Raw genomic sequence first — 26,009 nt, 5'->3', positions numbered from 1 at the left:
CCGGGCTCAGCCCTGTCGGCCCTTGAACCGCGGGTTCTGCTTGTTGATCACGTAGGTCCGGCCGCGGCGGCGTACCACCTGCGCGCCGGGCTTGGCCTTGAGCGAGCGGAGCGAGTTGCGGACCTTCATCGGGTCCCCCTTCTGGTGGGTCGGCCGGTGCGCGGGTCGACGAGGCCGTCCATGACGGCGCCCACGAGGCGGCGCGGGACGCGGTGCAGGACGCCCTCGATCGTGACCGGCACGAGGTCGGGAGCGGTCGCCTTCCATTGCGAACGCCGGTGCCGGGTGTTGCTCCGCGAGGTACGACGCTTCGGGACTGCCATCACGCCACCTCGCGGATCGGGCCGAGCCACGGCTCGAAGCCGTCCTCGCTCACGGACCACGTGCCGCTCTCGCCCGGCCGCACCAACAGGTCGTCGAAGGACGCGCGCAAGGATGCGGGAGCCGCGCCCACGCCGGTGATCACGAGCCGCGTGAAGGGGTGCCGCAGCGCCCAGCCGGCGTGGTCGCCGATGCTGACCTGGCCGCCGGCGCCGTCCCACGTGAGGGCCCTGCCGGGCCGGGTCGGCAGCCAGAAGCAACCGCGGGAGCGGTGCGCACCGGCGCCGAGCAGCTCGAGCGACTCCAGGAGCCGTTCGGGGTGGAAGGCCTGCAGCGACTGGAGGTCGAGCCGCCAGACGCCCTCGGCGCGGAGGTCGGGCAGGGCGTCGGTGCGGGTGGGAGATGTCCATGCATCGGTGCGCGTGTGCTGGTGGAGCCGCCCGGTGAGGGTGGCGCCGTCGAGTCCGTGACCCCCTTCGATGACGGCGGCGTCGGGTCGCGCGAGTGCGGTGACCAGCCCCCGGGCCACCGGGTCCAGGGGCTCCCCGGCGTCGTCGAAGGTGACCACGTCGGCGTACTCCACCATGGCGGCGAGCACCTCTCCGACGCCTCGACGGTCGTCGTGCGAGCAGTGCTGACCGCGATCGGCGAGCAGGTCGTCGCCCAGCAGGTCCCGCACCGGGTCCTGTGATCCCACGGCCGTGACGACCGCGGAGATCCGCAGGAAGCGCGCCAGCCGGGTGTCCCAGGTCAGCACCGAGCACAGGTGCGCCGCCTCGGCGCCGACGGGGAGATGGGCCACGATGCTCTGCCAGCGGCCGTCGCGCGCCAGCCGCTCGAGCGTCGGCACGATGTCCTCGCGGATCGCGCAGCTGACGCAGGCGTGCTCGAGCAGCGTCTCGTGGGTCTCGACGACGCCGGACAGGTCGCTGACGGTGCGGGTCAGCAGGCCGCGCTCGACGTCGATGGCGTGGCGTACGGCGACCGCACCGGGCAGGTCGAACTGCAGTCCCACCATGGTCGACGCCATGGCGTCGGGGTCGACGCCGGCGATCAGGACGACGGGCACCCTCATGACCGCTGCGCTCCGCGGTTGGTGCGGTCGGTGCGGCCGTAGCGGCGCTCGAAGGCCTCGACCCTGCCCTCGGTGTCGAGCACCCGCCCCTGGCCGGTCCAGAACGGGTGGCTGTGGACGCTCACGTCGACGTCGACCAGCGGGTGGCTGCGTCCGTCCAGCTCGATGACCTCGCCGTCGGTCCGGCCGGCCAGCGTGGACCGGGTCAGGACGACGTCACCGGTCGCGCGGTCGCGGAAGGCCACCGGTCCGTAGTCCGGGTGGATGCCCTGCTTCATGTCTTGCCTCCATGGTTAGAATGAGAATCGTTCTCAATCATGCCACATCCCACGAAGGAGGAACAGCGATGTCCCAGGTGTGCCAGGTGACCGGCGCCCGACCGGCGTTCGGCAACAACGTCTCCCACTCGCACCGCCGTACCCGCCGGCGCTTCGACGTCAACATCCAGCGCAAGCGCTACTGGGTGCCCTCGCTCGGGCACCACCTGACGCTGCGGGTCAGCGCCCGCGGCATCAAGACGATCGACCAGCGCGGGATCGAGACGGTCGTCGCAGGCCTGCGGGCCCGAGGGGAGCTCTGAGATGGCCAAGAAGGGATCTGACGTGCGACCGATCGTGAAGCTCCGCTCCACCGCGGGCACGGGCTACACCTACGTGACCCGCAAGAACCGCCGCAACGACCCGGATCGGATGACGATCCGCAAGTACGACCCCGTCGTACGACGCCACGTCGACTTCCGTGAGGAGCGCTGATGGCCAAGCAGAGCAAGATCGTCGCCGACCAGCGGCGACGGGCCGTCGTCGAGAAGTACGCCGCCCGCCGGGCCGGGCTCAAGGAGCAGGTACGGCGGGCCGCGCCCGGGTCGCGCGAGCTCGAGGAGGCGGTGCGCGCCCTGGCCCGGCTGCCGCGCGACGCCTCGCCGGTGCGCCTGCGCAACCGCGACCAGGTGGACGGTCGTCCGCGTGGACACCTGCGCAAGGCCGGCCTGTCCAGGATCCGGTTCCGTGAGATGGCGCACCGCGGCGAGCTGCCCGGCGTCACGAAGTCGAGCTGGTGAACCGTTCCGGCTAACGTCGTGCGAACTGGTCGCTCCGGCGACCAGTTCGCATGACGTCTCGAGCAGGAGGAGCGCCCGTGGGTGCCGGACACAGCCATCGCGCGACCAGCGACAGCGACGCCGACCACGTCCGCGTCGGTACGACGGCACGCACCGTGCTGCTGGCCGGGCTCGGGATCGCCCTGCTCGCCACGATCATCGCCCTGGTCGCGTGGTGGCCGCCGGGTGACACGTCCGAGCGGGCCGCGGAGAACGGCGGGGAAGCGGCCGAGTTCGCCGCGCCGGGGGTGACCTTCCCCTCCGCAGAGGTGGTTTCGATCGCGGAGCGCTGCCCCGGGCAGGGGTTCCCCGATGGCTCCGGGTGCAGCACGCTCGAGGTGGAGGTCGACGGTGAGGACCAGCCGGTCCGGATCGACGTGCAGCCGAGCGTCCTCGAGTCGGGCATCAGCGTGGGCGACCACGTCGAGCTGATGCGCACGCCGACCCCGGAGGCCGAGAACGGCGAGGAGGCGTCGTACTCCTACTTCGCCACCGAACGCAACGGCACCCTGATCTGGCTCACGCTGTTCTTCGTGGTCGTGGTCGTCACGATCGCCCGCTGGCGCGGGGTCTTCGCGATCCTCGGGCTCGCGTTCGGCGGGCTCGTCGTGTGGTGGTGGATGCTGCCCGCGCTGCTCGACGGCTCACCCGGCGTCGGTGTCGCCCTGACCAGTGCCGCGGCGATCATGTTCGTCGTCCTCTACACGACCCACGGCTTCTCGCTGCGCACGAGCACGGCGCTCGCCGGGACCCTCGTCGGCATCGTGCTGACCGCTGGTATCGGCGTGATCGCCATCGGCGACGCCCACCTGACCGGCATCAGTGACGAGAGCGGTGCCATCCTCGCCACCTTCGGCGCCCTCGACTTCCAGGCCCTGCTGGGCTGTGCCCTGGTGATTGCCGGCCTCGGTGTCCTCAACGACGTGACGATCACGCAGGCCTCGGCCGTGTGGGAGCTGCGTTCCGTCTCGCCCCACGCGTCGCGGGCCGAGGTCTTCGCCAGTGCCATGCGGATCGGCCGGGACCACATCGCCTCCACGATCTACACGATCGTGTTCGCGTACGTCGGCACGGCGCTGATCCTGCTGATGCTGCTGCGGGTCTACGACCGACCGCTGATCGACCTGCTCTCGACCGAACAGCTCGCCGAGGAGGTCATCCGGACCCTGGTCACCTCGGTCGGCCTCGTGCTCGCCGTACCGATCACGACCGGCCTGGCCGCGCTCGTTGCCGCACCTGCGGCCGACTGATCAGACGCTGGGATCGGTCCAGGCGAGCTGGACCGTCTCGGTGCCGCGGTCGCGGGTGATCAGGCGGCCACGACCGGGCTGGGCCGGACCGGGTCGCACGTTGCCGAGGAGCACGCCCTCGTCGCGGTTGCCCGCGAGCAGGATGCCGGGCATCGCGAGGTCGCGCAGGGACTGGATCACCGGTTCGTAGAGCGCTCGGGACGCGCCACCGGAGCGGCGGGCGATGGCCACGTGCAGGCCGACGTCGCGCGCCTGGGCCAGCAGCGGCTGGAGCAGGGCGACCGGTGAGCTCTGCTGGGTCGCGACCAGGTCGTAGTCGTCGACCACCACGAACACCTCGGCGCCCGACCACCACGAGCGGTTGCGCAGCTGCTCGGGAGTGACGTCCGGCCCGGGGATCCGGTTCTGGAGGTACGTCGCCAGGTCGTTCAGTGCCGGTTGCGCCTGGGTCGCCGAGGTCAGGTAGTTCAGCAGGTAGTCCTCGGGGACCTCGCCGAGCAGCGATCGCCGGTAGTCCACGACGACGATCTGCGCCTCGGCAGGCGTGCGCGTGCGCATGATCTCCTGGCAGTACGTCCGGAGCAGGTTGGACTTGCCGGACTTGCCGTCGCCGAAGAGCAACAGGTGCGGCTCGGCGTCGACGTCGAGTCCGACCGGGGCCAGCTCCTTCTCGTTGATGGCGAGCAACAGCTGCCGGGCGGGCGGCGTCGTGGTGAGCGCCCTGACCTCGTCGAGGCTGATCCGGTCGGGCAGCAGCCGGAGCTTGGGTCCCGTCGGTCCGCGCCAGTTCTTGGCGACCGCGGAGATCAACGCGTCGACCCCGTCGCCCAAGGTGCTGGCCGACGGGTCGCCGTCGATCCGCGGCAGCGCGGACAGGAAGTGCAGCTTGCCGGGCACCAGGCCGCGACCTGGTCGGCTGAGCGGCACGAGGGCGGCCACCTTGCGGTCGATCTCGGAGTCGATGGGATCACCGAGGCGCAGCTCGAGGCGGGTGCCGAGGACGTCGCGCATGGCTGCGCGGAAGTCCGGCCAGCGGGTCGAGGACGTCACGACGTGCAGGCCGAAGGTGAGGCCGCGCCCGGCCAGCTGCTGGATCTCCAGCTCGAGGTCGTCGAACTCCGAGCGCAACGTGCCCCACCCGTCGATGACCAGGAAGACGTCGCCGTACCCGTCGTCGGCACGACCCGTCGCCCGCCGGCTGCGGTAGGTCTCGATCGAGTCGATGCCCTGGCTGCGGAAGTACTTCTCACGGCGGTCCACGATGCCCTTGACCTCGGCGAGGATCCGGCGCACCACCTCGGGTTCCGAGCGGCTGCCGACGCCGGCCACGTGGGGCAGTGCGGCGAGGGGCGAGAACGTGCCGCCGCCGAAGTCCAGGACGTAGAACTGCGACTCGAGCGGCGTCGTGGTCAGCGCGAGGCTGGTCACGATCGTCCGCAGCAGCGTGCTCTTGCCGCTGCGCGGCCCACCGACGACGGCCACGTGTCCGGCCGCTCCGCTGAGGCTGACGGTCAGGGTGTCGCGACGCTGTTCGCGCGGCCGGTCGACGGTGCCGAGCGGGATGGTCAGGTTGCCGGCGTTGCGCCAGCGCATCGACACCAGGCCGAGCTCCGGGTGCGGAGCGAGGTCGGCCATCAGCTGGTCGAGGGTGTCCGGCTCGTCGAGCGGGGGGAGCCAGACCTGATGGGCCGCCGGTCCGCGTCCCTCCATCCGCTGCACGGCGACGTCGAGCAGCGTGATGCTGCTGTCGGTCCGGTCGGCGGTCGGTACGACGTCCGCCTCGTTGTCGGTCTCGGGCAGGTCGAACGCCTGCACCTCGGAGATCGTGAACGGCAGGATGCCGCGCACCTTGCCACCGCTGTCGCGGGTGACCCGGCGCCGTCCTGCTTCCGGCGGACCGGAGACGTACGCCGACTTGAAGCGCGTCAGCGCGGTCGGGTCGGGCTTCAGGTAACCGAGGCCGGGCACCGCCGGGAGCTCGTAGGCGTCCGGCACGCCGAGGACCGCGCGCGACTCCTGGGCGCTGAAGGTGCGCAGGCCGATCCGGTAGGACAGGTGCGACTCCAGGCCGCGCAGCCGGCCTTCCTCGAGGCGCTGCGACGCGAGCAGCAGGTGCAGGCCGAGCGAGCGGCCGAGGCGGCCGATGGCGACGAAGAGGTCGATGAACTCCGGCTTGGCCGACAGCATCTCGGAGAACTCGTCGACCACGACGAACAGAGACGGCAGCGGCGGCAGTCCGGCACCGGAGGGATCGCCGGACAGCCGGGCCTTCTCGTAGTCGCGGATCGAGGCGAAGTTGCCGGCCTCGCGCAGCAGTTCCTGGCGCCGCACCATCTCGCCGGACAGCGCGTCCTGCATGCGGTCGACGAGGGTCAGTTCCTGCGAGAGGTTCGTGATCACGGCCGAGACGTGCGGCATCTCGGACATGCCCGCGAACGTGGCACCACCCTTGAAGTCGACCAGCACCATGTTGAGCTGCTCGGGGGAGTGGGTCATCGCCAGGCCGAGCACGAGCGTGCGCAGGAACTCCGACTTGCCCGAACCGGTCGCACCGATCACCAGGCCGTGCGGGCCCATTCCCTGCTGGGCGGACTCCTTGATGTCGAGGTGCACGGGGGCCGCGCCGTCGCCGACACCGATCGGCACTCGCAACCGGTCGCGCGCCGGTCGCGAGCGCCAGGCGGCGTCCGGGTCGAAGTTGCGGACGTCGCCCAGGCCGAGCAGGTCCATGAAGTCGGTCGGCGCCGAGATGTCGACCGCGTCGTCGCCGACCGAGGAGCCGGCGCTCGGGGTGAACAGCGGCGTCAGGCGTCGGGCCAGCGCCTCGGCGGTCGCCAGGCTGCACTGGTCGCCCTTGGCGCGCACCGGTTCCGTCCGGAGGCGTACGGCGACCAGGGGCACCGTCGTCGTACCCGCATCCGGCGTGAGCCGGCCACCGGCGGTGCGCGGGCGGGCCGGCGTCTCCTCGATCTCCAGGCGCAACGCGGTCGCGCTGTCGAGCTCGCCCCACCGGGCCGGCAGGTCGAGGACGGTGACGCCGTGCAGGCCGTCGGCGGGGATGACGTGGTTGCCGGGCGGCAGCTCGGCGCCATCGGTGATCAGCAGGATGTGCGGCGTCGCGGGCCGCTCGTCCGCACCGAACCGGGGTCGCTCGGTGAGGTCCGGCGGGAGCATCGCGGTCAGGTCGGTCAGCGACGTGGTGACCATCCGCGCCGGACCGACGGCGTCGGTCTGGTGCTGGCTGTGGGCGTGGGGGAGCCACTTGACCCAGTCCCAGTTGGCCAGCGTCGCCTCGGTCGCGAGGACGGCGACCTGCAGGTTCTCCGGTGACTGGAAGGTGGTCGCCGAGCAGAGCAGCGTCCGCGCGAGCGAACGTGCCTCCTCCTCGGCGCCGCAGATCTCGATCCGGTCGAACGCGCGCAGGTCGATCGACGCGGGCAGGTCGGGCTGCAGCCGGTGGACCACGAGCAGGCGGTGCAGCGCGGATGCCGACGCCGGGTCGACGTCGTCGATCGGTGCGCCCTCCGGGGGCACGAGCTCGAGCGCCAGGGGTTGCGCGCAGATGCCGTAGCGCACCTGCAGGAACGCGGGGTCGGCCGAGGACCGCTCCCACACCCGGGACCGGTCCTCGGCGAGCGCCGGCAGGGCGGAGGGGTCGGGGTGGATCCAGGTCAGCGCCCGGCGCTGCTGGTCCGCCGCGTCGCGGGCGACGCCACGCACGGTGGCGAGGTAGCGGAGGTACTCGGTGCGCGAGCCCGTCACCTGCTGCTGGCGCTGCTTACGCTGCCGGTCGATCTGCACGATGATGAAGCCGAGGGTCGCGAACAGGAACATGCCGCCGGCGATGTAGCGCAGCGCGGGGTTCTGTCCGCTTCCCGTGCCGAGGCCGGCGACCAGGACGATCGACCCGAGGCTGCCCAGCATCGGGATCGCGTTCATCGCGACTCCGGCGGCGCCCTCACTCGGCTGGATCTGCGGCGGCGGCTGGATCTGCAGCTGTCCGCTGGGCAGCTCGGGGCGCTCGCTGCGTCCCGCTCGCTGCGTCAGGCTGCCAGGCGCAGCCGTGCGCACCCTCCGGCCCTGGGCCGTACCCGGTGTCACGGTCATTCGGTGCTCCCCTGTCGTCGACGCCCGATCATGCGACGGCCCTGATGATAGGTGGCGGCGTCAGTGGGTAGAGAGAGGTCTGTGGAAGCACGAAACGTACGACTACCCTGCGGACGGGGCCGTGAACCGCGGTGACGACGATGGAATTCTCGGGAGGCGCGATGTCGGGTACGCCGTCCCGGCCACCTGCGGCCGGAACAGTGACCGCCGTGACGGTCCACGGACCCCTCGGTGTCCTCGACCTCACGGTGCCGACGGACGCGACGCTCGCCGACGTGGCCGTGGCGTACGCCGCCGAGACCGGACTGCCGGTGCCGTTGCCGTTGGTGAGCCGCACCGGCGAACCGCTCCAGATGGCGACCGAGGTCGGTGCCGCGGGGCTGGTCGCCGGATCGGTGCTGGTCGCGGTCGATCCGTCGTCCCGCCCGGCGCCGCCGCGACGTGCCGGATCGGGTGAGTCCCGGTCGAACGGCCTGGTCCCGGGGCCGGCGTCGAGCACCTGGCTGACGGTCGCCGTCGCGGTGGCGGTCGCTGCCGCGTGGTCCGCCACCCGGCTCGACCCCGACGACCGGTGGCCGGCGATCGCCGTACTCCTGCTGGCTGCGTTCGTCGGTTGCCTCCCGTTGGGTGCACTGGCCACGCAGAGGGTGCTGGCCGCGCCGGCCTTCGCCGCCGCGGCTGCCTTCGCCGCCGCGTGGGATCCCCTCGACGAACGGCTCCCGACGGTCTTCGGCGCCGCCGCCCTGGCCGCCGCCGTGACGGCCGGGGTCGGTCGAGCGCTCGCGGATCCGGACAGCAGCGCCGAGGTCGGGTTGCGGATCCAGATGGTGGTGGGCGCCGCGTGGTTCGCGCTGGCCGGTGTCGGAGCGTTGACCAACGTGGCCCCGCAGGTCGTCTGGGCGGTGCTGTTCCTGCTGGCCGTGCTCGGCGCCCGTTTCGTCCCCGAGGTGGCCATCGACGTACCCGACCAGTACCTGCTCGACCTCGAGCGCCTCGCCGTGACCGCGTGGTCCGCACGCGAGCGGCCGACGGGACGCCGCGGCCGGATCGTGGTGCCCGAGCAGGCCGTCAGTGTGGTCGCTGCCCGCGGCGCACGGACGGTCAGTGCCGCTGCTGTCGCGATCCTCGTCGTCGTCGTGGTGTCGGCCCCGATGGTGCTCTGGACGGCCGACCTGCCGCTGGACCGGATCGGTGCGCGGTGCCTGGTCGGCTTCGGTGGGGGCACCCTGCTGCTCGCGGCACGCAGCTATCGCCATGTCCTGGCGCGCAGGTTGCTGCGACTTTCCGGTGTCATCTCGGTCAGTCTGGTCGCGCTCGTCGTGCTCGGAGTGATGGGTCCGGGCAAGCCGTCGGACGGTTCCAGCCTGCCCGGATTCCTCGCGATGGCGGCCATCGCCCTGGCCGCAATCCTTGTCCTGGTGGGGGTTCTGGTCGGTCGGGGCTGGCGTTCGGCCTGGTGGTCACGACGTGCCGAGGTCGCCGAAGCCGTGTGCGGTTCGTTCGCTTTCGGAGCCCTCGTGGTGGCCGTCGGCTTCTTCCGTCATCTGTGGGAAGTCACCGGTTGATGTTTAGCCCTGTCCGTGGCAGGGGTACCACCCATCGCGTCGGCTCTTTGAAAGCACTCGGGAGCCAGTTCAAAGAGGTAAACCGCAACCAGTGGCCAGTCACATGATCCGGCCGCAACCAGAGACCAAGGGAGAACAGACATGACTGTCGAGTTCGGACAGGCAGAAGGCGCACTCAAGCGGATCGCCGATCGAGTCATCCAGGCCAAGGATGAGTTCGGCAAGCACTCCAACACCCTGGACGGCCAGATCAGCGCGTTGAAGGGCAAGTGGGAGGGCGACGGCGGTCGTGCGTTCATGGTCCTTCACCAGGCATGGACCGAGAAGCACAAGGTCGTCACGACCGCGCTGGACAAGTTCCACGCGTCGCTGACCGAGACCGAGAAGGACAACGTCGCCGTCGACCAGCAGGCCGGCAGTGGCATGAACAACCTCATCAACAAGCTCGGCAACCTCTGAGCCGGACGAGAACCCAAGGAGATTTGATATGAGCCTCGACGGCCTTCGCGTCAACCACGGCGAGCTCGACACCGCCGCCCAGAACATGTACACGACCGTTCAGCGCATGGACGAGTCCCTCAACAACCTCGAGAAGGACATCGCCAACGATGTCGCCACGTGGTCCGGCAACCAGCAGGAGGCCTACCGCACCGCGAAGGCTGCCTGGGACTGGGCGATGCAGGAGATGCGTGACCTGCTCGACGAGAGCCACAAGACGGTCTACCAGTCGAACGCCGAGTACATGGCTGCCGACAAGCGCGGCGCCGGTCGTTTCGAGTTCTGACCAGCCACACCTCAGCGAGGGGCCGACGCACACGCGTCGGTCCCTTTCGCTGATGTCAGGATGGGACCACGGTCTCGGGAAGGGTTGAGCAGATGACACAGGCAGGTCGGGTTTCGGGGGCAGTGGCCTCCGGGCTGGTCCGGGTGACGGTCACTTCGGGCACACGGCGTGTGGATCTCGTGCTCCCCGGAGCGATTCCGGTCGCGGAGCTGCTCCCGGAGCTGGCCCGCAGTGTCGGGCTGCTCGATCCCGCGACGGTCCACGGTGGCTACCGCGTCGGCACGGCCGACGGTCGTCGCCTCGCCCCCGACACCGGACTGATCCTGCAGGGCATCGAGGACGGCGGCCTGCTCACCGTCTCCGCCGGTGTCGACGACCCGCCCCCGCGGGTCTACGACGACGTGGTCGAGGCGATGACCGATGTCGTCGAGCACGATCTCCAGCCCTGGCGGCCCGCCTCCGGGCGTCGTACGGCGCTGGCGGCGGCGGGCCTCTTCCTCTTCCTCGGCCTGGTGGCGCTGCTCATCCAGCGCGGCTCGGACCTCGCGGGTGCCGCGACCGCCCTGGTCGCCCTCGCCCTGTGTGCCGGCGGGATCGTGCTGTCCCGCGCCCAGCACGAGCCGGAGGCCGCGGTCGGTGTCTCGTGGCTCGGTGCTGCCTATGCGGCTGCCGCGGGCGTGATGTTCGCGCCGATGGGCGCCGACCTGTTCGCCGAACCGCTGGCCTTCGCCGGGGCGGGTGCGCTGGTGGCCGGACTGGTCTGCGTCATCGGACTGGGCGCCGGGCGGACCCTGGTGTTCCCGCCGATCGTCATCGGGGTGCTCGCGCTGGTCGTCGGCCTGTACCTCCGCTCGGCCGACGGTGACGGCTTCGAGCCCGCACCCCTGCTCACGACGGTGCTGGCCCTCGTGGTGCTGGCCGGCAGCGTCTTCCCGTGGCTCGCCCTCGGCGCGACCTCCACCCGGGTCGACCAGCTCTTCGCCCCCTCCGACATCACCGCCGACCCCGAGGACATCGAGCACGCCCGGGTCGCGGCGGACGCCCGGATCGCCCACGAGATCCTGCTCGCCATCTCCGGCACGGTCGGCGTGCTGCTCGTCCTGGTCGCCCCGTTGGCGGTCAGCCTCGGCGTGAGCGGCACGCTGCTCGCCGTCGACGCCTGCCTCATCGTGATGCTGCGGACGCGGCAGTACCGCACCGGCAGCGAGGTGCTGCTCGGGCTCGGGACCGGCATCGCCGGTCTCGCCGTGACCGCCCTCGCAGTGCTCTCGATGCATGACGACTGGCGACCCACGCTGTCGGTCCTGCTGGCGGTGCTGGGTGCGGTCCTGCTGACGGCGACCCTGTCGCCCTCGGTTCCGTCCGTACGACGGGGCCGGCTCGGCGACGTCCTCGAGTCGGTCGCCCTGCTGACCCTGCTGCCCCTGCTGGTCGTGGCCGTCGGGCTCTTCACCCAGGTCCGCCAGGCGATCTGATGGCCACCAAGAAGGACCTTGTCGAGGCGTACTCCTTCAGCCGTCGGCGGCTCGTCACCGCGTTCGTGTCGGGGGCGCCCGGCGGGCGTGAGGTCGAGCCGGCGCGACCGGGCCGGATGATCGTCGGCGGCGTCGCGCTCGCCGTACTGCTCATCGCGGGCGCGGCCGTGGCGGGCGCGCTCACCGACCGTCCGCCGGCCAACTGGGACACCCCCGGACTGGTGACCGACGACCACGGTGCGCTCTACGTCATCCTCGAGGAGGACGCCGTGCCCGGTCAGCCGCGGCTGCGGCAGATCATCAACGTCACCTCCGCCCAGCTCATCCTGGGTGCCGAGGTGAAGACCAAGAGTGTGCCGGAGGACGAGCTCGACAAGCAGGACAAGGGTTCGCCGATCGGGATCCTCGATGCGCCCGCCACGGTGCCTGCCGCAGGTCAGCTGATCAACAGCGGCTGGACCTCCTGCACGGCCAGTGATCGCGGCATCAAGACCGAGGTGACGGACCGCCCCGGCGTCTCGTTGACGCCGGGCGACGGATTCGTGGTGAAGGGCGCCGGCAGCGGCAGGCCCTACCTCATCGCGGAGGCCGGTTCGGGTCCGTTGCGTCGCGCCTACAGCTATGCGCTGCCGGCCGACAACGACGGCCTCTACATCGCGGTCGGCGTCTCGCCCACCGACGTGATCACCGTGCCCGACGAGTGGCTCTCCCTGTTCCCGGTCGGCGGGCCCCTGGACGCGACGGGCCTCGGCATCGCCGGCCTGGGGAACCCCGTGGACCTCCCGGGCTACACCAAGGGTGCACGCGTCGGTGACTACTACTTCGACTCCGGCCGGACCCTCGCGGCGACCAGGACCGGCTTCGTCATCCTGTCCGACTTCGCCGCGGCCGTGCTGCGCAACACGACCCTCCCGGGTGCCGGCCGGAAGCCGATCGAGCTCAAGCGCTCGGCAGGTGCCGACTTCGACATCGACGAGAGTGCCGATCCGTACGGCGCCGCTGCCTGGCCCGAAGCCATGCTGGGTGGCTCGGCCGGTGCCGACGACCAGATCTGCGCCCAGCTCGTCACCGAGGAGGGCGAGCCGCCCCGCGCACTGCTCGCGACCGTGCCGTCGGGCTCGGCCATGCTCGAGGGCGTGGCCAAGGGGGAGCGCGAGGTCAACGTGATGTCCGGCCGCGGCGCCCTGGTCCGCTCGGCGGAGTGGACGACCTCCCGCGGCGGGACCATCTTCCTCATCGACGACCGCGGGCGGACCAACTCGGTCGCCGGCGGCCTCGAGGTGGAGCGCCTCGGCTACAAGAACGTGCCCGCGGTCGTCGTCCCGGACTCGTGGAACAAGCTGTTCCAGCCCGGCGCCGACCTGTCGGTCCTCGCCGCCCTGTGCCCGCCGACGACGAACTCGCCGTCGAAGGCCGACGAGGACAAGAACACGTGTTCGTGACCGTACGACGACCGCTGATCGCTTCGCTGGCGGCGATCTCGTGCGTGCCGATCCTGCTGGTTCCCGGGGCCTCGGTGGCGCAACGGGCCGCCGCCGCGGAGGGTCCGGAGTGTGGCTCCGTGTCGCCCGACGACGACGTGGAGCGTCCCGTCACCGGCGAGAACACCGCGATGGAGGCCCTCCAGGTCCCGCAGGCCTGGTCCCAGGCGCGCCGGGCAGGGAAGCGCCCCGGTGAGGGGGTGACCGTCGTCGTCGTGGACAGCGGCATCTCGGGCCTGGACGAGCGCGGCCCGTCGCCGGTGAAGAGCCCCCACGGGCTGGTCGTGGGCGGGATCATCGCCGGGCCGAACCAGCCGAAGCCGGCGGTGCCCGTCGGCATCGCCCCCGGCGCCCGCCTGGTCGACGAGCCGTTCTACAACGTGCCGCGCGGTGAGGACCAGGACGGGCTCCTGGTCCCGATGTCGGACGCCCTCGAACGGCACCTCAGGGATGTCACCGCCCGGCGGCGCAGCGGGGCCCTCAAGGGCCCGACCATCGTGGTGATCCCGATGGAGGTGCTGCACACCGACTCCCTGGAGAAGGCCGTGGCCGCGCTGGTCGCGTCCGGCGTCCTCGTGATCGCCGCCGCGGGCGACCGGCCGGCCAACGACGACTCCTTCCTCGACTCCTACGCCAACGACAAGGCCTCGCCGGGTGAGGACGCGATCGCGGACGTCTGGCCGGCCGGCGGCGACGGTGTCGTCTCCGTGGGTGTGTCGACGCCGACTGATGGTGTGCTCCGCAACTCGGGCATCGACCTCGCCGCACCCGGTACCGGCTCCGTCTCCAAGGGGCTCAACGGCGCGTGGTGCGTGGTCACCACGGTGTCCACCCACTGGGCGGCTGCCCAGGTCGCGGGCGTCGCGGCCGTCGTCTGGTCGGTCCACCGTGGCGACACGGCGCGGCAGCTCGAGGCACGCCTCGAGGGCACGGCCAGCGGCAACAGCGACGGCGCGAGCCCGTTGACCGGGTACGGCGTCGTACAACCGGTGGAGGCGATCCTCCGCGACGTCAACGGGATGGGCGCCGAAGGCCACGAGGCGGACGTCGTACCGCGGGCCAAGGTGCCCCGGGAGCGCGCCGACCTGCTGGCCGACGCCCGTGACAACGCGGTCTGGTGGGGGCTCGGTGGCGGTGGTGCGCTGGTGATCCTGCTGGTGCTGCGCCCGGTGCTCGCCCGCCGTCGTACGGGTGGCGGCTCAGAACTCCGTCGGTGAGGCCGCGCGGTCCTCGGCGAGGGTGAGTTCGGGCAGCTCGCCCGTCCAGCGCAGGACCAGGGCCGGGCGCAGCTCGCGCACCTGGTTCAGCAGGGCGGTGAGGAACAGGAACCCGCCCAGGATCTCGAGGCTCTCCTCGAGCGTCATCACGGCGAGGTACGTCAGCGACTGGCGACCCTCGTCGACGACGCTGCCACCGACCATCTCGAAGCCGACGGCTCCCGCGAGGTAGACGACCACCGCGACGATGAGCTGCGGCCGGATCGCGTCGGACAGGTTGCGCACCACCGGTGCGAAGTAGAACGCCGCGCCGCCGACGATGAGCAGGGCGGGGATCAGCCAGGCGAAGTAGAGGACCCCGAAGTCCAGGCCGAGGCCGTTGCGGAGCGGGCGGCTGGCCATGTCGTGGAGCTGGGCGGTCTCGTCGATCGCCATCACGAGCAGGAACGCCGACAGGATCGCCCAGCGGCCCGCGATGGCCTCCTGCCGGAGACGGCGCACCTGGGCCACCAGCAGGCACAGTGCGGCCGAGCAGATCAGCAGGAACGAGGAGAACCACGCGGCGAGGTTGCCCTCGGCGTTCAGGTCGAACTGCCGGATCAGTCCGTACTTGGTCTCGTAGACGTCGAACCCCTCGCGGGCGATCAGCCCGGCGACGTGTCCGAGGATGAGCACGACAGCGCACCAGGCCAGGATTCGTGCGGGACGCAACATGTTCACTCACCAACGTTAGGGCTTCGCGTCCCGGATTCCGCGCAAGCAATGACGAACGGCGCCGACTGGGCGTCGGCGCCGTCCTGTGGCGGAGGTACGGGGATTCGAACCCCGGAGGGCGTTAACCCAACTCGCTTTCCAAGCGAGCGCCATAGGCCACTAGGCGATACCTCCGCGGAGGAGGCTACCCGCCGCCCGGCGGCGGCATGAAATCGTCCACGCCTCAGCGCCTCGACATCGATGCGGGGGTGCAGCACACTGATGCGCGGAGCGTCGTCCTGGGGAGGGTCTCGCAATGGGGAATCGGCAGCGCTGTGCGCTGGGAGTGTTCGTGGTCGTGCTGGCAGGCCTGCTGGCCCTGCCCGCGGGAGCACCGGCAGGTGCGTCGGCGTCCGCCGGCTCCACTGGATCGGCCGGATCGGCCGTGGCGGCGTCGGCACCACCGTCGGTGCTGGAGCGCACGGTCACCCGGGACGGGCGCAGCCTGAAGGTCCGGCTGACCCGGGTCAGCACCCGCGCACCCGGGTTCGAGGTCCTGGTCCAGCAGCCGAGCGGTGCGCTGGTCGCCGAGGCCGCTCCGGCCGAACGTTCCTACCTCGGCACCGTGGACGGCGTGCCCGGGGCGAGCGCTGCGGCGGTGCTCCGCTCCGACGGGAAGGTCGAGGGCCTGGTCATCTTCGACCGAGGTGGCACCTGGCACTTCGTCGGCTCCACGGTCGTCGGCACCCGCGGGCTGTCCCAGCCGACGACGTACGCCTGGCCGTCGGCCACCGACACGTCCCGCAACGTCTCGGTCGTCCCGGGTCAGGTCGGGGCGAAGACCTACCGCTGGAGCGTCGGGTACGACCTGGCGAACCGCTGGTTCAGCGACGCGGCCACGATCAACGGGTCGGTGGCCCGTGCCCTCGACGCCGTCGAGCTCAACACCGTGGTCCTGCAGGCCGCCTACGAGACAGACGCACGGCTCCGTCCGGCGACGGGGCGCGTGATCATCCGCGCGGCGGCGGCCGTCGAGCCCTACGCCGGCTACGAATCGCCGCTCGGCGACGTCCGTGAGGAGTGGCGTACGGCGCAGGCCGACTCCGGTGTCGACGCCGTTGCCCTGTGGCACGGCGGATCCGGGGGCGGCGGTGTCGCCTACGTGTGGACCATCGCCAGCGCCAACGGCGTCAGCGCGAACGGCGGCACCGGCACGCCCTGGGTGGTGACGCGGCACGAGCTCGGCCACGTCTGGGGAGCCCACGACAACCACACGAACGGCCCCGAGGGCGCGACCATCAACTCGGGCAACCAGTTCCACCGCTTCGACGGGACCGAGCTCAGTGCGATCCTGCGCCTTCGCAACGACCGACTGGCCCGCGCCGTGTCACCGTTCGAGGTCGTCCCGGCCCAGACGGTGCCCCTGCCGCCGTACGCCGCCCTGGACCTGGTGGTCCACCAGACCAGCGGGACGGCGTACCGGTTCCGGCCCACCGCCAACGACCACGACGCGAACGGCAACGCTCTCGCCCTGTCCGGTGTCGCCTCCCGCAGCCACCTGGGTGGACGGCTGTCCAGGTCGGGCGACGTCGTGACCTACCTCCCGCCGCGGGTGGCGAGCCGTACGACGGACTTCGTCCGCTACATCGTGCGGGACTCCACCGGCCGTACGGCGACGGGCGTGGTGCTGTTCCGTGTCGATCCCGCCCCGGCTGCGGGCCCGGTGAGCGGTTGGCGCAATGTCGCGGTCACGCCGGCCTCGCGCTACACGATCCTCAACACGCAGTCCCGGCTGGTCATCGGCGCGGACACCCGGAACCGGGTGGTGCAGCGCGGTTCGTCCGGGTCCCTCACCGCGTTCACGGTGCGGAAGTCCACGACCTACGCGATCCAGCGAGCGGGCGGTGGTTGTCTGGCGGCTCGTTCGCGGGGCCAGGTCGTCTTCGAGAAGTGCCGGGCCGTGTCGGCCCAGCGGTTCCGGATCGTCGAGCACCCGGTCACCGGCAAGGCGATCGTCAGCAAGACCTACGGCACCTGCGTGCTGCCCGCGAGCGGGAGCATCCTCTCCGGCGCCGTGCTGTCCCATCGCGCGTGCGGGCTCACGCTCGCGATGAGCTGGTCGTTCCGGGCGCCCGCGGTGTCCGCCTGGACGACGCTCGCGCCGAGCGCGGGGGAACGCACCCTGGTCCAGCTCGTGTCGGGACGGCCTGCCGGTGTCCCCGCGGGCACGGTCGGGGACTCGGCCCTCCAGGTGCGGGAGCCCGGTGGGGCGGCCACCCGCGTGCGGCTGGCCCGCAACGCCGACGGGACCTACCAGCTGCGCAACGTCCTCACCGGTCGCTGCTTCGACGCCTACGGCTCCGACCTGGGTGGCCAGGTCGGCACCTGGGGCTGCGGGGCGCAGGACAACCAGCGGTGGCGCGTGCTGGCCAACCCCGCCGGAGGGGTCTCGCTACGGCTGGTCCGCGGCGGCCTGTGCCTCGGCGTCGCCCACCGTGAGGTCGGCACGGGACTGACGATGCAGAGCTGCACCCTCGGTTCCGGAGTGCGCTGGCGTATCGCCACCTGATTGCGGCCGGCACCCGGTGGTCGACTAAAGTGCTGCCAACCCCCCGTGCGGTGGCACCTCACCCAACTCCCCCAGGGCCGGAAGGCAGCAAGGGTAAGTGAGCTCTGTCAGGTGCACGGGGGGCCTTTGCGTCCTCCGGGGCCTGCGCCACTAGTGTCGATCGACATGGCGACCGGCTCGATGATGCACACCTTCACGGTGCAGTGGGCCGACATGGACCGTGGCGTCTACGAGGACTTCACCCTGCGGGTGGCGCGGCACCCCTCCGAGACCGACGCGTACATGCTCACGCGGCTGCTGGCCTACTGCATGGAGTACGAGGAAGGCATCGCGTTCAGCGAGGGCATCTCCTCGACCCAGGAGCCGGCCGTCCTCGTCCGCGACCCCACCGGCCAGGTCACCGTGTGGATCGAGGTGGGCGCACCCGACGCCGAGCGCCTGCACCACGGCAGCAAGCTGGCGGACCGGGTGGCGGTCTACACGCATCGGGACCCCGCCCGGCTCATGGCCACGTGGTCGGGCAAGCGCATCCACCGCGCCCAGGACCTCGTCGTGCGCAGCTTCGACCCCGGCTTCATCGACTCCGCGGTCGCTGCGATCGAACGCCGCAACGTGCTCACGCTGTCCCTCACGGAGAGCCAGCTGTACCTCGACCTGAACCAGACGACGCTGCAGTCGACGGTCCACGAGAACCGGATCGAGTGACCGCTCCCCGGTCGCCTTGGGCCGGGCCCTGTGGTGCTGTCGGCCCGGCTGGTTAGTGTTCACACGTGGACTCCCCGCTCGCGCTCTACCGCCGCTACCGGCCCGAGACCTTCGCCGAGGTGATCGGGCAGGAGCACGTGACCGAACCGCTGCGTGCGGCCCTTGCGGCGAACCGGGTCAACCACGCCTACCTGTTCTCCGGTCCGCGAGGTTGTGGCAAGACCACGAGCGCCCGGATCCTGGCGCGCGCGCTCAACTGTGAGCGGGCCCCGATCGCCGACCCGTGCGGTGAGTGCGACAGCTGTCGCGACCTGGCGCGCAACGGCCCGGGCTCCATCGACGTGATCGAGATCGACGCCGCGTCCCACGGCGGTGTGGACGACGCCCGCGACCTGCGCGAGAAGGCGTTCTTCGCACCCGTGCGCAGCCGCTACAAGGTCTACATCATCGACGAGGCCCACATGGTGACCACGCAGGGCTTCAACGCCCTGCTCAAGCTGGTCGAGGAGCCCCCGCCCCACCTGCGCTTCATCTTCGCCACGACCGAGCCGGAGAAGGTCATCCCGACCATCCGCTCGCGGACCCACCACTACCCGTTCCGGCTGATCCCGCCGCGGTTGCTGTCGTCGTACCTCTCCGAGCTCTGTGAGCGGGAGGGCGTCACGATCCAGCCGGCCGCCCTGCCGCTGGTGGTCCGCGCTGGCGCCGGCTCGGCGCGCGACACGCTCTCGGTGCTCGACCAGCTCCTCGGCGGTGCCGGCCCCGCGGGCGTGACCTACGAGCTCGCCGCCGGCCTGCTCGGCTACACGCCCGACACGCTGCTCGACGACGTGGTGTCGTCGTTCGCAGCCGGCGACGGAGCCGCCGTCTTCGGCGTGGTCGACAAGGTCATCGAGACCGGGCAGGACCCGCGCCGCTTCACCGAGGACCTGTTGCGCCGGCTGCGCGACCTCGTGATCATCTCCGCCGTGCCCGACGCCGCGGCCTCAGGACTGATCGACGTGTCCGGTGACCAGGCCGACCGCCTGGTCGCCCAGGCCACCTCGTTCGGTCGGGGCGAGCTCACCCGGGCCGCGGACCTGGTCGCGACCGGCCTCACCGACATGCGGGGGGCGACCGCTCCCCGCCTGCTGCTCGAGCTGATCTGCGCACGGATCCTGCTGCCCGCGGCGGACCACAGCACCGAGGGCGTCCTGGCCCGCCTGGACCGGCTCGAGCGCCGCGCCGCCATCAGCGGTACGACGTCCGCCGAGTCTGCTCCGGCCGCGGCCCCCGCGGCTGCGCCTGCGCAGGATCGCCCGGCTCCGTCCCGTGCCGAGCGCGCCGCGCCCGAGCGGGCGGAGGAGCCCGCCGCGCCCCAGCGTCCCGTCGCGCCGGCGCCCGTCGAGACCCCCGTCGAAGCGGCTCCCGAGCCCACGCCGGTCGCCGTCGTCGTACCCGAGCCCGAGCGGGAGCCGGAGCCCGTGCGGGAGCCGGTTGCGCCCGCTGCTCCGGAGCCGGTCGCGTTCGTCCCCGAGCCGGCCGCCCCGGCCGAGCCGGCCGCCGCGCCTGCGGGTGGTGCGCTCACGCTCGTCGACATCCGGCGGCTGTGGCCGTCGGTGATCGACCGGGTCAAGGGCGTCAAGCGGGTCACCTGGATCCACCTGACCCAGAACTCCCAGGTGGTCGGCTTCAACAACGCCGTGCTCAGCCTCGGCTTCCAGTCCGACGGACCGCGCAAGTCGTTCGAGTCCGGCGGGCACGCCGAGATCGTGCAGCAGGCGGTGATCGACGAGATCGGCGCCAACGTGCGGATCGAGGCGATCATCGACCCGGCCGCCGACCCGACCGCGCACACCCCGCCCGCCCCCGCCGCGCCCCAGGCACCCGCCCCGGCCGCTGCCCCGGCGGCAGCCCCGGCCCCGCCGTCGACGGCCGCACCGGCCAACGACGAGCCCGTCAGGGACGCCCCGCCGTGGGCCGTCGAGGGTGACCCGGCCCCCGCCGAGGAGCCGGTCTCCCGGCGTCCCCGGATGGCCGACATCCAGGCCGAGGCGGAGGCGCCGAAGCAGGATCCCGACGCTGCGGTCGCGTTCGACGACGCCGAGGTCGACGAGGAGTCCAGTGCCGAGCTGCTCGCCCGCGAGCTCGGCGCCCGCGTCATCGAAGAGATCCCGCGCGGTTGACCCCGCGCTGCACCGCCCACCCCTGGACCCTCCGGTCCCGTCAGAGATGAGATGACCATGAGCCAGAACCCGTTCGACGCCCTCCCCGGTGGTGGCGACCTCGCCGGCGCCCTCGGAGGCCTGGACCTCGGTGCGCTGCTCCAGCAGGCCCAGCAGATGCAGGAAGACCTCCAGTCCGCCCAGGAGCGCCTGGCGGACACCAGCGTCGAGGGTTCGGTCGCCGGTGGCGTCGTCACGGTCACCGTGTCGGGCGTCGGCGAGCTGACCGCCGTGAACATCACCCCCGAAGCCCTCGACGGCACCGACGCCGCAGCGCTGGCCGACCTCGGCGACCTGATCGTCGCCGCGTTCCGCGATGCCCGGACCAAGGTCGACGAGCTGGCCAGCGACACCCTCGGCCCGCTCGCGGGCGGACTGCCCGGCGCGGGCCAGCCCGGTACGCCGGGCCAGCTCGGATTCTGAGCGGACCCGGACGTTGTACGAAGGCGTTGTCCAGGACCTGATCGACGAGCTCGGGCGGTTGCCCGGGGTCGGTCCGAAGAGCGCCCAGCGGATCGCGTTCCACCTGCTGCAGGCCGACCCGGCCGACGTACGCCGCCTCGCGGAGGTGCTGATCGAGGTCAAGGCGAAGGTGAAGTTCTGCAGCATCTGCTTCAACGTGGCCGAGGACGACCAGTGCCGGATCTGCCGCGACGTACGCCGTGACCCCACGATCCTGTGCGTCGTCGAGGAGTACAAGGACGTCGTCGCGATCGAGCGCACGCGCGAGTTCCGCGGCCGCTACCACGTCCTGGGGGGCGCGATCTCGCCGATCGACGGCATCGGTCCGGAGCAGCTGCACATCAGGGAGCTGCTCACCCGGCTGGCCGACGAATCGGTCACCGAGGTGATCCTGGCGACCGATCCGAACCTGGAGGGCGAGGCCACCGCGACGTACCTCACGAGAATGCTCGGCCCGTTGGGGTTGCGCGTGACACGTTTGGCGAGTGGACTTCCGGTGGGAGGAGACCTGGAGTACGCCGATGAGGTCACCCTGGGTCGGGCATTCGTGGGAAGGCAGACAGCAACATGAGCGACAACACCAACGTCACCGAGGTGACGACCGAGAAGCTTCCCGGACTGGCGGCGCTCGAGGCGCTGATCGCCGTCGAGACGGAGACGGTGCGTCTCGCCGACGACATCGCGGCCTCGGTCCGGTCCTTCCTCGACGGGCTGCGCGTGGTCGCGGCCGAGGCCACGGGCGGGCAGGCCGTGTCCCTGCTGCTGCTCCAGATCAGCCAGATCGCGCTCACCGGCGCCCGGCTGGGCGTGCACCGGGACTTCGCCCCGCGCGACGAGTTCCAGCCCGATGACGGCCCCGATCCCGACCTTGACGAGCTCCGGCTCCAGCTGGCGGAGCTGCTCGGAGACCTCGACACCTACAGCTACGTCTTCGACCCCTACCAGCCCGAGATGATCGAGGGCCTGCTCTCCGACGACCTGACGAGCATCGCGGCGGACCTCGAGGTGGGCGTGCGCCACTACGACGCCGGCGACGTCGAGGAAGCCCTCTGGTGGTGGCAGTTCTCCTACGTCTCGGCGTGGGGAGCCCTCGCCGGCGCGTCCATGAAGGCGCTGCTGTCCGTGGTCGCCCATGACCGTCTCGACGTCGACCTCGACCGCACCCAGGAGCTCGAGCTGGTCCAGGTGGCGGCCGCGGTGCTGGGCGACTGAACCTCGGTCCTCGCCCCGTCGCCACGACAGGCGTACGGCGACCGCGCTGGACGCCGGTCAAAACCTGTCGCGCACCTCGGTAGAATCGGGCTCGGCCCCGCTGGCCGAATCGCGGCCGGGGCCAGGTCCCCTTCCCCGTACAGCCAGGAGTGAGCCCCCGTGGGCATTGTCGTGCAGAAGTACGGCGGCTCGTCGGTCGCCGATGCCGCCGGCATCAAGCGCGTCGCGCAGCGCATCGTCAACACCAAGAAGGCCGGCCACCAGGTCGTCGTCGTGGTCTCGGCGATGGGGGACACGACGGACGAGCTGATCGACCTCGCCAACGAGGTCTCCCCGCTGCCGCCGGCCCGTGAGCTCGACATGCTGCTCACCGCTGGTGAGCGGATCTCGATGGCCGTGCTGGCGATGGCGATCCAGAGCGTCGGCCACGAGGCGCGGTCCTTCACCGGCTCGCAGGCGGGCGTGATCACCGACGCCGAGCACGGCCGCGCGAAGATCATCGACGTCACGCCGGGTCGGATCCAGGCCGCCATCGACGAGGGCGCGATCGCCATCGTCGCCGGCTTCCAGGGCGTCTCGCAGACCACCAAGGACATCACCACGCTCGGCCGTGGCGGCTCGGACACGACCGCCGTCGCCCTCGCCGTGGCCCTCAAGGCCGACGTGTGCGAGATCTACTCCGATGTCGACGGCATCTTCACCGCCGACCCCCGGATCGAGCCGCGCGCCCGCAAGGTGCCGCGCATCTCCTACGAGGAGACGCTCGAGATGGCCGCGCAGGGCGCCAAGATCCTGCACCTGCGCTGCGTCGAGTACGCCCGCCGCTACGACATGCCCATTCACGTCCGCTCGTCCTTCTCCGAGAAGGAGGGCACCTGGGTCGTCAAGGCCGAGGATGTAGTCCAGGAGGAATCCATGGAAGCCGCCATCATCACCGGTGTCGCCCACGACCGCAGCCAGGCCAAGATCACCGTGGTCGGCGTGCCGGACAAGCCGGGCGAGGCCGCGGCCCTGTTCCGCGCCGTCGCCGACGCGCAGATCAACATCGACATGATCGTCCAGAACGTCTCGGCCGCCGCGACGGGCCGCACGGACATCTCCTTCACGCTGCCCAGCGGCGAGGGCCAGACCGCGATGACCGCGCTGTCCCGCATCCAGGAGGCCGTCGGCTTCGAGAGCCTGCAGTACGACGACAGCGTCGGCAAGGTCTCCATCGTGGGCGCCGGCATGAGCTCGTCCCCGGGCATCTCCGCACGCTTCTTCGAGGCCCTCTCCGAGGCCGGAGTCAACATCGAGATGATCTCCACCTCCGAGATCCGCGTCTCCGTCGTCGTCGCCGAGACGCAGGTCGAGGACGCGGTCAACGCAGCACACGCCACCTTCGAGCTGGGCTCGGACGAGATCGAGGCCGTCGTGTACGGCGGAACAGGACGCTGATCATGGGCGTGAACATCGGAGTCGTCGGCGCCACCGGCCAGGTGGGCGTCGCCATGCGCCAGATCCTCCTCGAGCGGAACTTCCCCGCCGACACGATCCGGTTCTTCTCCTCGGCTCGCTCCGCGGGCAAGGTGCTGGCCCACGGCGACCGCGAGATCGTGGTCGAGGACGCCGAGACGGCCGACCCGACCGGTCTGGACATCGCGCTCTTCTCCGCTGGCGCCACCGCGTCCCGCGCGCTGGTGCCGCGGTTCGTCGACGCCGGCGTGATCGTGGTCGACAACTCCTCGGCCTTCCGCAAGGACCCGTCGATCCCGCTCGTGGTCTCGGAGGTGAACCCCGAGGCCGCTGCCGGGGTGATCGCCGCCGGTCGCGGCATCATCGCGAACCCGAACTGCACCACCATGGCCGCGATGCCCGTCCTCAAGCCGCTGCACGACGAGGCCGGTCTCGTCCGGCTGATCGCGTCGACGTACCAGGCCGTCTCCGGCTCCGGCATCGCCGGCGTCGAGGAGCTCGCCACCCGCGTCGAGGCGGCGGGCGACAAGGCCCGTGAGCTCGCGTACGACGGCGAGGCAGTCGCGTTCCCCGAGCCGGGCGTCTACCAGCGCACGATCGCGTACAACGTGGTCCCGCTGGCCGGCAGCATCGTCGACGACGGCCTCAACGAGACCGACGAGGAGCAGAAGCTCCGCAACGAGTCCCGCAAGATCCTCGGGCTCCCCGACCTGCGGGTCTCGGGCCTGTGCGTGCGGGTCCCCGTCTTCACGGGCCACTCGCTCGCGATCAACGCCGAGTTCGAGCGGCCGCTGACGGCTGCCCGGGCGACCGAGCTGCTCACCGGTGCCGCCGGCGTGGAGCTCACCGACATCCCGAACCCGCTCGCCGCAGCCGGCAAGGACCCGTCGTACGTCGGCCGGATCCGTCAGGACCCGGGCGTCGACGACAACCGTGGCCTGGCGCTGTTCGTCTCCAACGACAACCTCCGCAAGGGCGCTGCCCTGAACACCGTGCAGATCGCGGAGCTGATCGCCGCCTCGCGGTAGTCACCTGCTCGACAACCACAGCGACCCGGCTCATCGAGCCGGGTCGTTGTTGTCGGTGGTCGGGACTCAGGCGTCCGTTGGTTCGACGAACGTCTTGGTGACCCAGACCGAGGCGAGATAGCCGCCGATGCTCAGCACCGGAATGATGATCAGCATCGACCAGCTGTCGAGCAGGTCGATCAGGAACAGCAGGGCCACCACGGCCACCAGCCCGACCGCGAGGAAGCTGCTGCTGCCGGGGTCGGGGATGAGGAAGACCTTCAGCAGGGCGCTGCCCAGCAGCACACAGAGCGCGAACGTGGCGATCAGCAGCAGGAAGCCCGGGCCGCCACCGCACGAGGACGTGCCCCGGACGGCTTCACAGCCACGCAGCGACAACCAGGTCAGCGCGACCATGGCCGCGCCCACGGCGAACCCGGTGAGGGCCGCAGCGCGGTAGAGCGTCAGGAGCGGCCCCTGGGCGAGGTCGGCGATCTCGGCGTCCTCGGTGGCTGCCTTGGTCGCCGCCACCGGTTCCGGCTCGACCTCGACCGGCTTGGGCTCGACGGGCTTGGGTTCGACGGGCTTGGGTTCGACGGGCTTGACGGCCGGCTTCGGGGCCGGCTTCACGGCGACCGGCTTCGGGGCCGGCTTCGGGGCCGGCTCGGGTTCGGGCTCGGGTTCGGGCTCGGGTTCGGGCTCGGGCTCGGGTTCGGGTTCGGGTTCGGGTTCCGGTTCGGGTTCGGGTTCCGGTTCGGGCTCCGGCTCCACTGCCTCCAGGACCGCGGTGGGCTCCTCGAGCACGGGTTCCTCGACGACGGCTTCCTCGGCCACGGAGACCTCGGTCGTCGGGGACGTCGGACGAGCTGCAGACGCCGTGCTGGGCTCTGCGGGCGCGCCGGACTTCTCGGCCGGCTTCTTCTTGCGCCCGAACAGCTTGGGCGGCTCCAAGCTGAGCTTCAGCTTGTCCTGCTCGTCTGACATGGCGTGCAGTCTGTCACGAAGGTCCGGCGGGAGGGGACAACCCCCCGCAGGCGGTCCCACGTGCCGAGAAGCCCCTTTTACCTGCGCTGGGCACGCACCTGATGCGTGGCCAGCGCAGGGAAGTGGGACTTCGGACCCGGCCACGGCGCGCGGCGGCCCGGAGCGACGGCGGCCCGGACCCACGAAAAGCAAGGAGCCCGAACCCACTTCCGTGGGTCCGGGCTCTGCCGATGTCCTGAGACATCACATGGTCGGGCTGACAGTGTTCTGGCTCAGGACATAGGAAAGGGATCTCTCAAGACATAGGAAAGATCCGCGCACCACGCTGCACCGGTGTCGAAAGCCCG

At 71.3% G+C, this 26,009-nt stretch carries 25 protein-coding genes, 1 tRNA gene and 1 other RNA gene; 19 read left to right on the top strand and 8 right to left on the bottom strand.

Going from position 1 to position 26,009, the window contains the following annotated elements; genetic code table 11:
* Positions 1–6: 6 nt before the first annotated feature.
* From ykgO to ACOACQ_RS14385, 4 genes are read right to left on the bottom strand one after another with little or no spacing between them, the layout of a single operon-like run.
* Entirely contained in the window at positions 7–129 is a 123-nt protein-coding gene (ykgO, locus tag ACOACQ_RS14400; RefSeq protein WP_182378950.1) for a type B 50S ribosomal protein L36, read from the bottom strand.
* The gene (rpmF, locus tag ACOACQ_RS14395) at positions 126–323 is read right to left on the bottom strand and encodes a 50S ribosomal protein L32 (protein WP_378606769.1); all 198 of its coding nucleotides are present in this window, start codon (positions 321–323) and stop codon (positions 126–128) included. Before rpmF ends, ykgO begins: the two co-directional genes overlap by 4 nt.
* On the bottom strand, positions 323–1,396 hold the full coding sequence (locus ACOACQ_RS14390; RefSeq protein WP_378606772.1) for a GTP-binding protein: 1,074 nt from the start codon (positions 1,394–1,396) through the stop codon (positions 323–325). The genes rpmF and ACOACQ_RS14390 overlap by 1 nt, the downstream gene beginning before the upstream one ends.
* The gene (locus ACOACQ_RS14385; RefSeq protein WP_420288588.1) at positions 1,393–1,674 is read right to left on the bottom strand and encodes a type B 50S ribosomal protein L31; all 282 of its coding nucleotides are present in this window, start codon (positions 1,672–1,674) and stop codon (positions 1,393–1,395) included. Before ACOACQ_RS14385 ends, ACOACQ_RS14390 begins: the two co-directional genes overlap by 4 nt.
* Positions 1,675–1,742: 68 nt before the next feature.
* Between ACOACQ_RS14385 and rpmB the strand changes: the two genes are divergently transcribed.
* The 4 genes from rpmB (at position 1,743) to ACOACQ_RS14365 (ending at position 3,742) form a co-directional block, all read left to right on the top strand.
* Positions 1,743–1,976, top strand: a complete 234-nt coding sequence (gene rpmB / locus ACOACQ_RS14380) for a 50S ribosomal protein L28 (protein WP_378606778.1) — start codon at positions 1,743–1,745, stop codon at positions 1,974–1,976.
* Between the two features lies 1 nt (position 1,977).
* Positions 1,978–2,148: a 50S ribosomal protein L33 gene (rpmG, locus tag ACOACQ_RS14375; RefSeq protein ID WP_056715493.1), complete on the top strand. Its 171-nt coding sequence runs from the start codon at positions 1,978–1,980 to the stop codon at positions 2,146–2,148.
* Entirely contained in the window at positions 2,148–2,453 is a 306-nt protein-coding gene (rpsN, locus tag ACOACQ_RS14370; RefSeq protein WP_420288587.1) for a 30S ribosomal protein S14, read from the top strand. Before rpmG ends, rpsN begins: the two co-directional genes overlap by 1 nt.
* Before the next feature lie 77 nt (positions 2,454–2,530).
* Positions 2,531–3,742: a YibE/F family protein gene (locus ACOACQ_RS14365; protein ID WP_420288586.1), complete on the top strand. Its 1,212-nt coding sequence runs from the start codon at positions 2,531–2,533 to the stop codon at positions 3,740–3,742.
* Here ACOACQ_RS14365 and eccCa read toward each other — a convergent pair whose 3' ends face one another.
* Entirely contained in the window at positions 3,743–7,849 is a 4,107-nt protein-coding gene (gene eccCa / locus ACOACQ_RS14360; RefSeq protein ID WP_420288585.1) for a type VII secretion protein EccCa, read from the bottom strand.
* Positions 7,850–7,989: 140 nt separating this feature from the next.
* Between eccCa and ACOACQ_RS14355 the strand changes: the two genes are divergently transcribed.
* From ACOACQ_RS14355 to ACOACQ_RS14330, 6 genes are all read left to right on the top strand, one after another.
* The gene (locus ACOACQ_RS14355) at positions 7,990–9,414 is read left to right on the top strand and encodes a hypothetical protein (RefSeq protein WP_420288584.1); all 1,425 of its coding nucleotides are present in this window, start codon (positions 7,990–7,992) and stop codon (positions 9,412–9,414) included.
* Between the two features lie 141 nt (positions 9,415–9,555).
* Positions 9,556–9,873 (top strand): WXG100 family type VII secretion target, encoded by a 318-nt coding sequence (locus tag ACOACQ_RS14350; RefSeq protein WP_378606796.1) that lies wholly within the window; start codon positions 9,556–9,558, stop codon positions 9,871–9,873.
* A gap of 28 nt (positions 9,874–9,901) precedes the next feature.
* Positions 9,902–10,198: a WXG100 family type VII secretion target gene (locus ACOACQ_RS14345; protein ID WP_378606799.1), complete on the top strand. Its 297-nt coding sequence runs from the start codon at positions 9,902–9,904 to the stop codon at positions 10,196–10,198.
* Positions 10,199–10,290: 92 nt separating this feature from the next.
* Complete coding sequence (gene eccD / locus ACOACQ_RS14340; RefSeq protein ID WP_378606802.1) at positions 10,291–11,673, top strand: type VII secretion integral membrane protein EccD; 1,383 nt, start codon at positions 10,291–10,293, stop codon at positions 11,671–11,673.
* Complete coding sequence (locus ACOACQ_RS14335) at positions 11,673–13,115, top strand: type VII secretion protein EccB (protein WP_378606808.1); 1,443 nt, start codon at positions 11,673–11,675, stop codon at positions 13,113–13,115. Before eccD ends, ACOACQ_RS14335 begins: the two co-directional genes overlap by 1 nt.
* Positions 13,112–14,371, top strand: a complete 1,260-nt coding sequence (locus tag ACOACQ_RS14330; protein WP_420288583.1) for a S8 family serine peptidase — start codon at positions 13,112–13,114, stop codon at positions 14,369–14,371. The genes ACOACQ_RS14335 and ACOACQ_RS14330 overlap by 4 nt, the downstream gene beginning before the upstream one ends.
* Here ACOACQ_RS14330 and ACOACQ_RS14325 read toward each other — a convergent pair.
* Both ACOACQ_RS14325 and ACOACQ_RS14320 read right to left on the bottom strand, forming a co-directional pair.
* On the bottom strand, positions 14,354–15,085 hold the full coding sequence (locus tag ACOACQ_RS14325) for a hypothetical protein (RefSeq protein ID WP_420288582.1): 732 nt from the start codon (positions 15,083–15,085) through the stop codon (positions 14,354–14,356). The genes ACOACQ_RS14330 and ACOACQ_RS14325 overlap by 18 nt on opposite strands.
* 86 nt (positions 15,086–15,171) lie before the next feature.
* Positions 15,172–15,259 (bottom strand) — tRNA-Ser (locus tag ACOACQ_RS14320).
* 121 nt (positions 15,260–15,380) lie between these two features.
* Here ACOACQ_RS14320 and ACOACQ_RS14315 point away from each other — a divergent pair.
* From ACOACQ_RS14315 to ACOACQ_RS14275, 9 genes are all read left to right on the top strand, one after another.
* Entirely contained in the window at positions 15,381–17,633 is a 2,253-nt protein-coding gene (locus ACOACQ_RS14315; RefSeq protein ID WP_420288581.1) for an RICIN domain-containing protein, read from the top strand.
* Positions 17,634–17,670: 37 nt separating this feature from the next.
* Positions 17,671–17,761: signal recognition particle sRNA small type (ffs, locus tag ACOACQ_RS14310), an RNA gene on the top strand.
* 37 nt (positions 17,762–17,798) lie between these two features.
* Complete coding sequence (locus ACOACQ_RS14305; RefSeq protein WP_378606828.1) at positions 17,799–18,338, top strand: YaeQ family protein; 540 nt, start codon at positions 17,799–17,801, stop codon at positions 18,336–18,338.
* A 65-nt stretch (positions 18,339–18,403) separates the two neighbouring features.
* Positions 18,404–20,503 carry a DNA polymerase III subunit gamma and tau gene (locus ACOACQ_RS14300; RefSeq protein WP_420288580.1) on the top strand — a complete coding sequence of 700 codons (2,100 nt, stop codon included), beginning with the start codon at positions 18,404–18,406 and terminating at the stop codon, positions 20,501–20,503.
* 57 nt (positions 20,504–20,560) lie between these two features.
* On the top strand, positions 20,561–20,965 hold the full coding sequence (locus tag ACOACQ_RS14295; protein ID WP_378606834.1) for a YbaB/EbfC family nucleoid-associated protein: 405 nt from the start codon (positions 20,561–20,563) through the stop codon (positions 20,963–20,965).
* A 13-nt stretch (positions 20,966–20,978) separates the two neighbouring features.
* The gene (gene recR / locus ACOACQ_RS14290) at positions 20,979–21,575 is read left to right on the top strand and encodes a recombination mediator RecR (protein ID WP_378606837.1); all 597 of its coding nucleotides are present in this window, start codon (positions 20,979–20,981) and stop codon (positions 21,573–21,575) included.
* Complete coding sequence (locus tag ACOACQ_RS14285) at positions 21,572–22,216, top strand: DUF5063 domain-containing protein (RefSeq protein ID WP_378606840.1); 645 nt, start codon at positions 21,572–21,574, stop codon at positions 22,214–22,216. The genes recR and ACOACQ_RS14285 overlap by 4 nt, the downstream gene beginning before the upstream one ends.
* Before the next feature lie 159 nt (positions 22,217–22,375).
* Positions 22,376–23,653, top strand: coding sequence for an aspartate kinase (locus ACOACQ_RS14280; protein ID WP_200954656.1), 1,278 nt, complete (start codon positions 22,376–22,378; stop codon positions 23,651–23,653).
* Positions 23,654–23,655: 2 nt separating this feature from the next.
* Positions 23,656–24,699 carry an aspartate-semialdehyde dehydrogenase gene (locus ACOACQ_RS14275; protein ID WP_378606844.1) on the top strand — a complete coding sequence of 348 codons (1,044 nt, stop codon included), beginning with the start codon at positions 23,656–23,658 and terminating at the stop codon, positions 24,697–24,699.
* Between the two features lie 66 nt (positions 24,700–24,765).
* Here the strand turns inward: ACOACQ_RS14275 and ACOACQ_RS14270 are convergent, their stop codons facing one another.
* Positions 24,766–25,662, bottom strand: coding sequence for a hypothetical protein (locus ACOACQ_RS14270; protein ID WP_420288578.1), 897 nt, complete (start codon positions 25,660–25,662; stop codon positions 24,766–24,768).
* Between the last annotated feature and the right edge of the window lie 347 nt (positions 25,663–26,009).

Source organism: Nocardioides sp. CPCC 206347 (genome assembly GCF_048654605.1).
Classification (GTDB): Bacteria; Actinomycetota; Actinomycetes; order Propionibacteriales; family Nocardioidaceae; genus Nocardioides.
The sequence above is the reverse complement of the archived record's forward strand: the minus strand, read 5'-3'. Positions and strand labels throughout refer to the sequence as shown.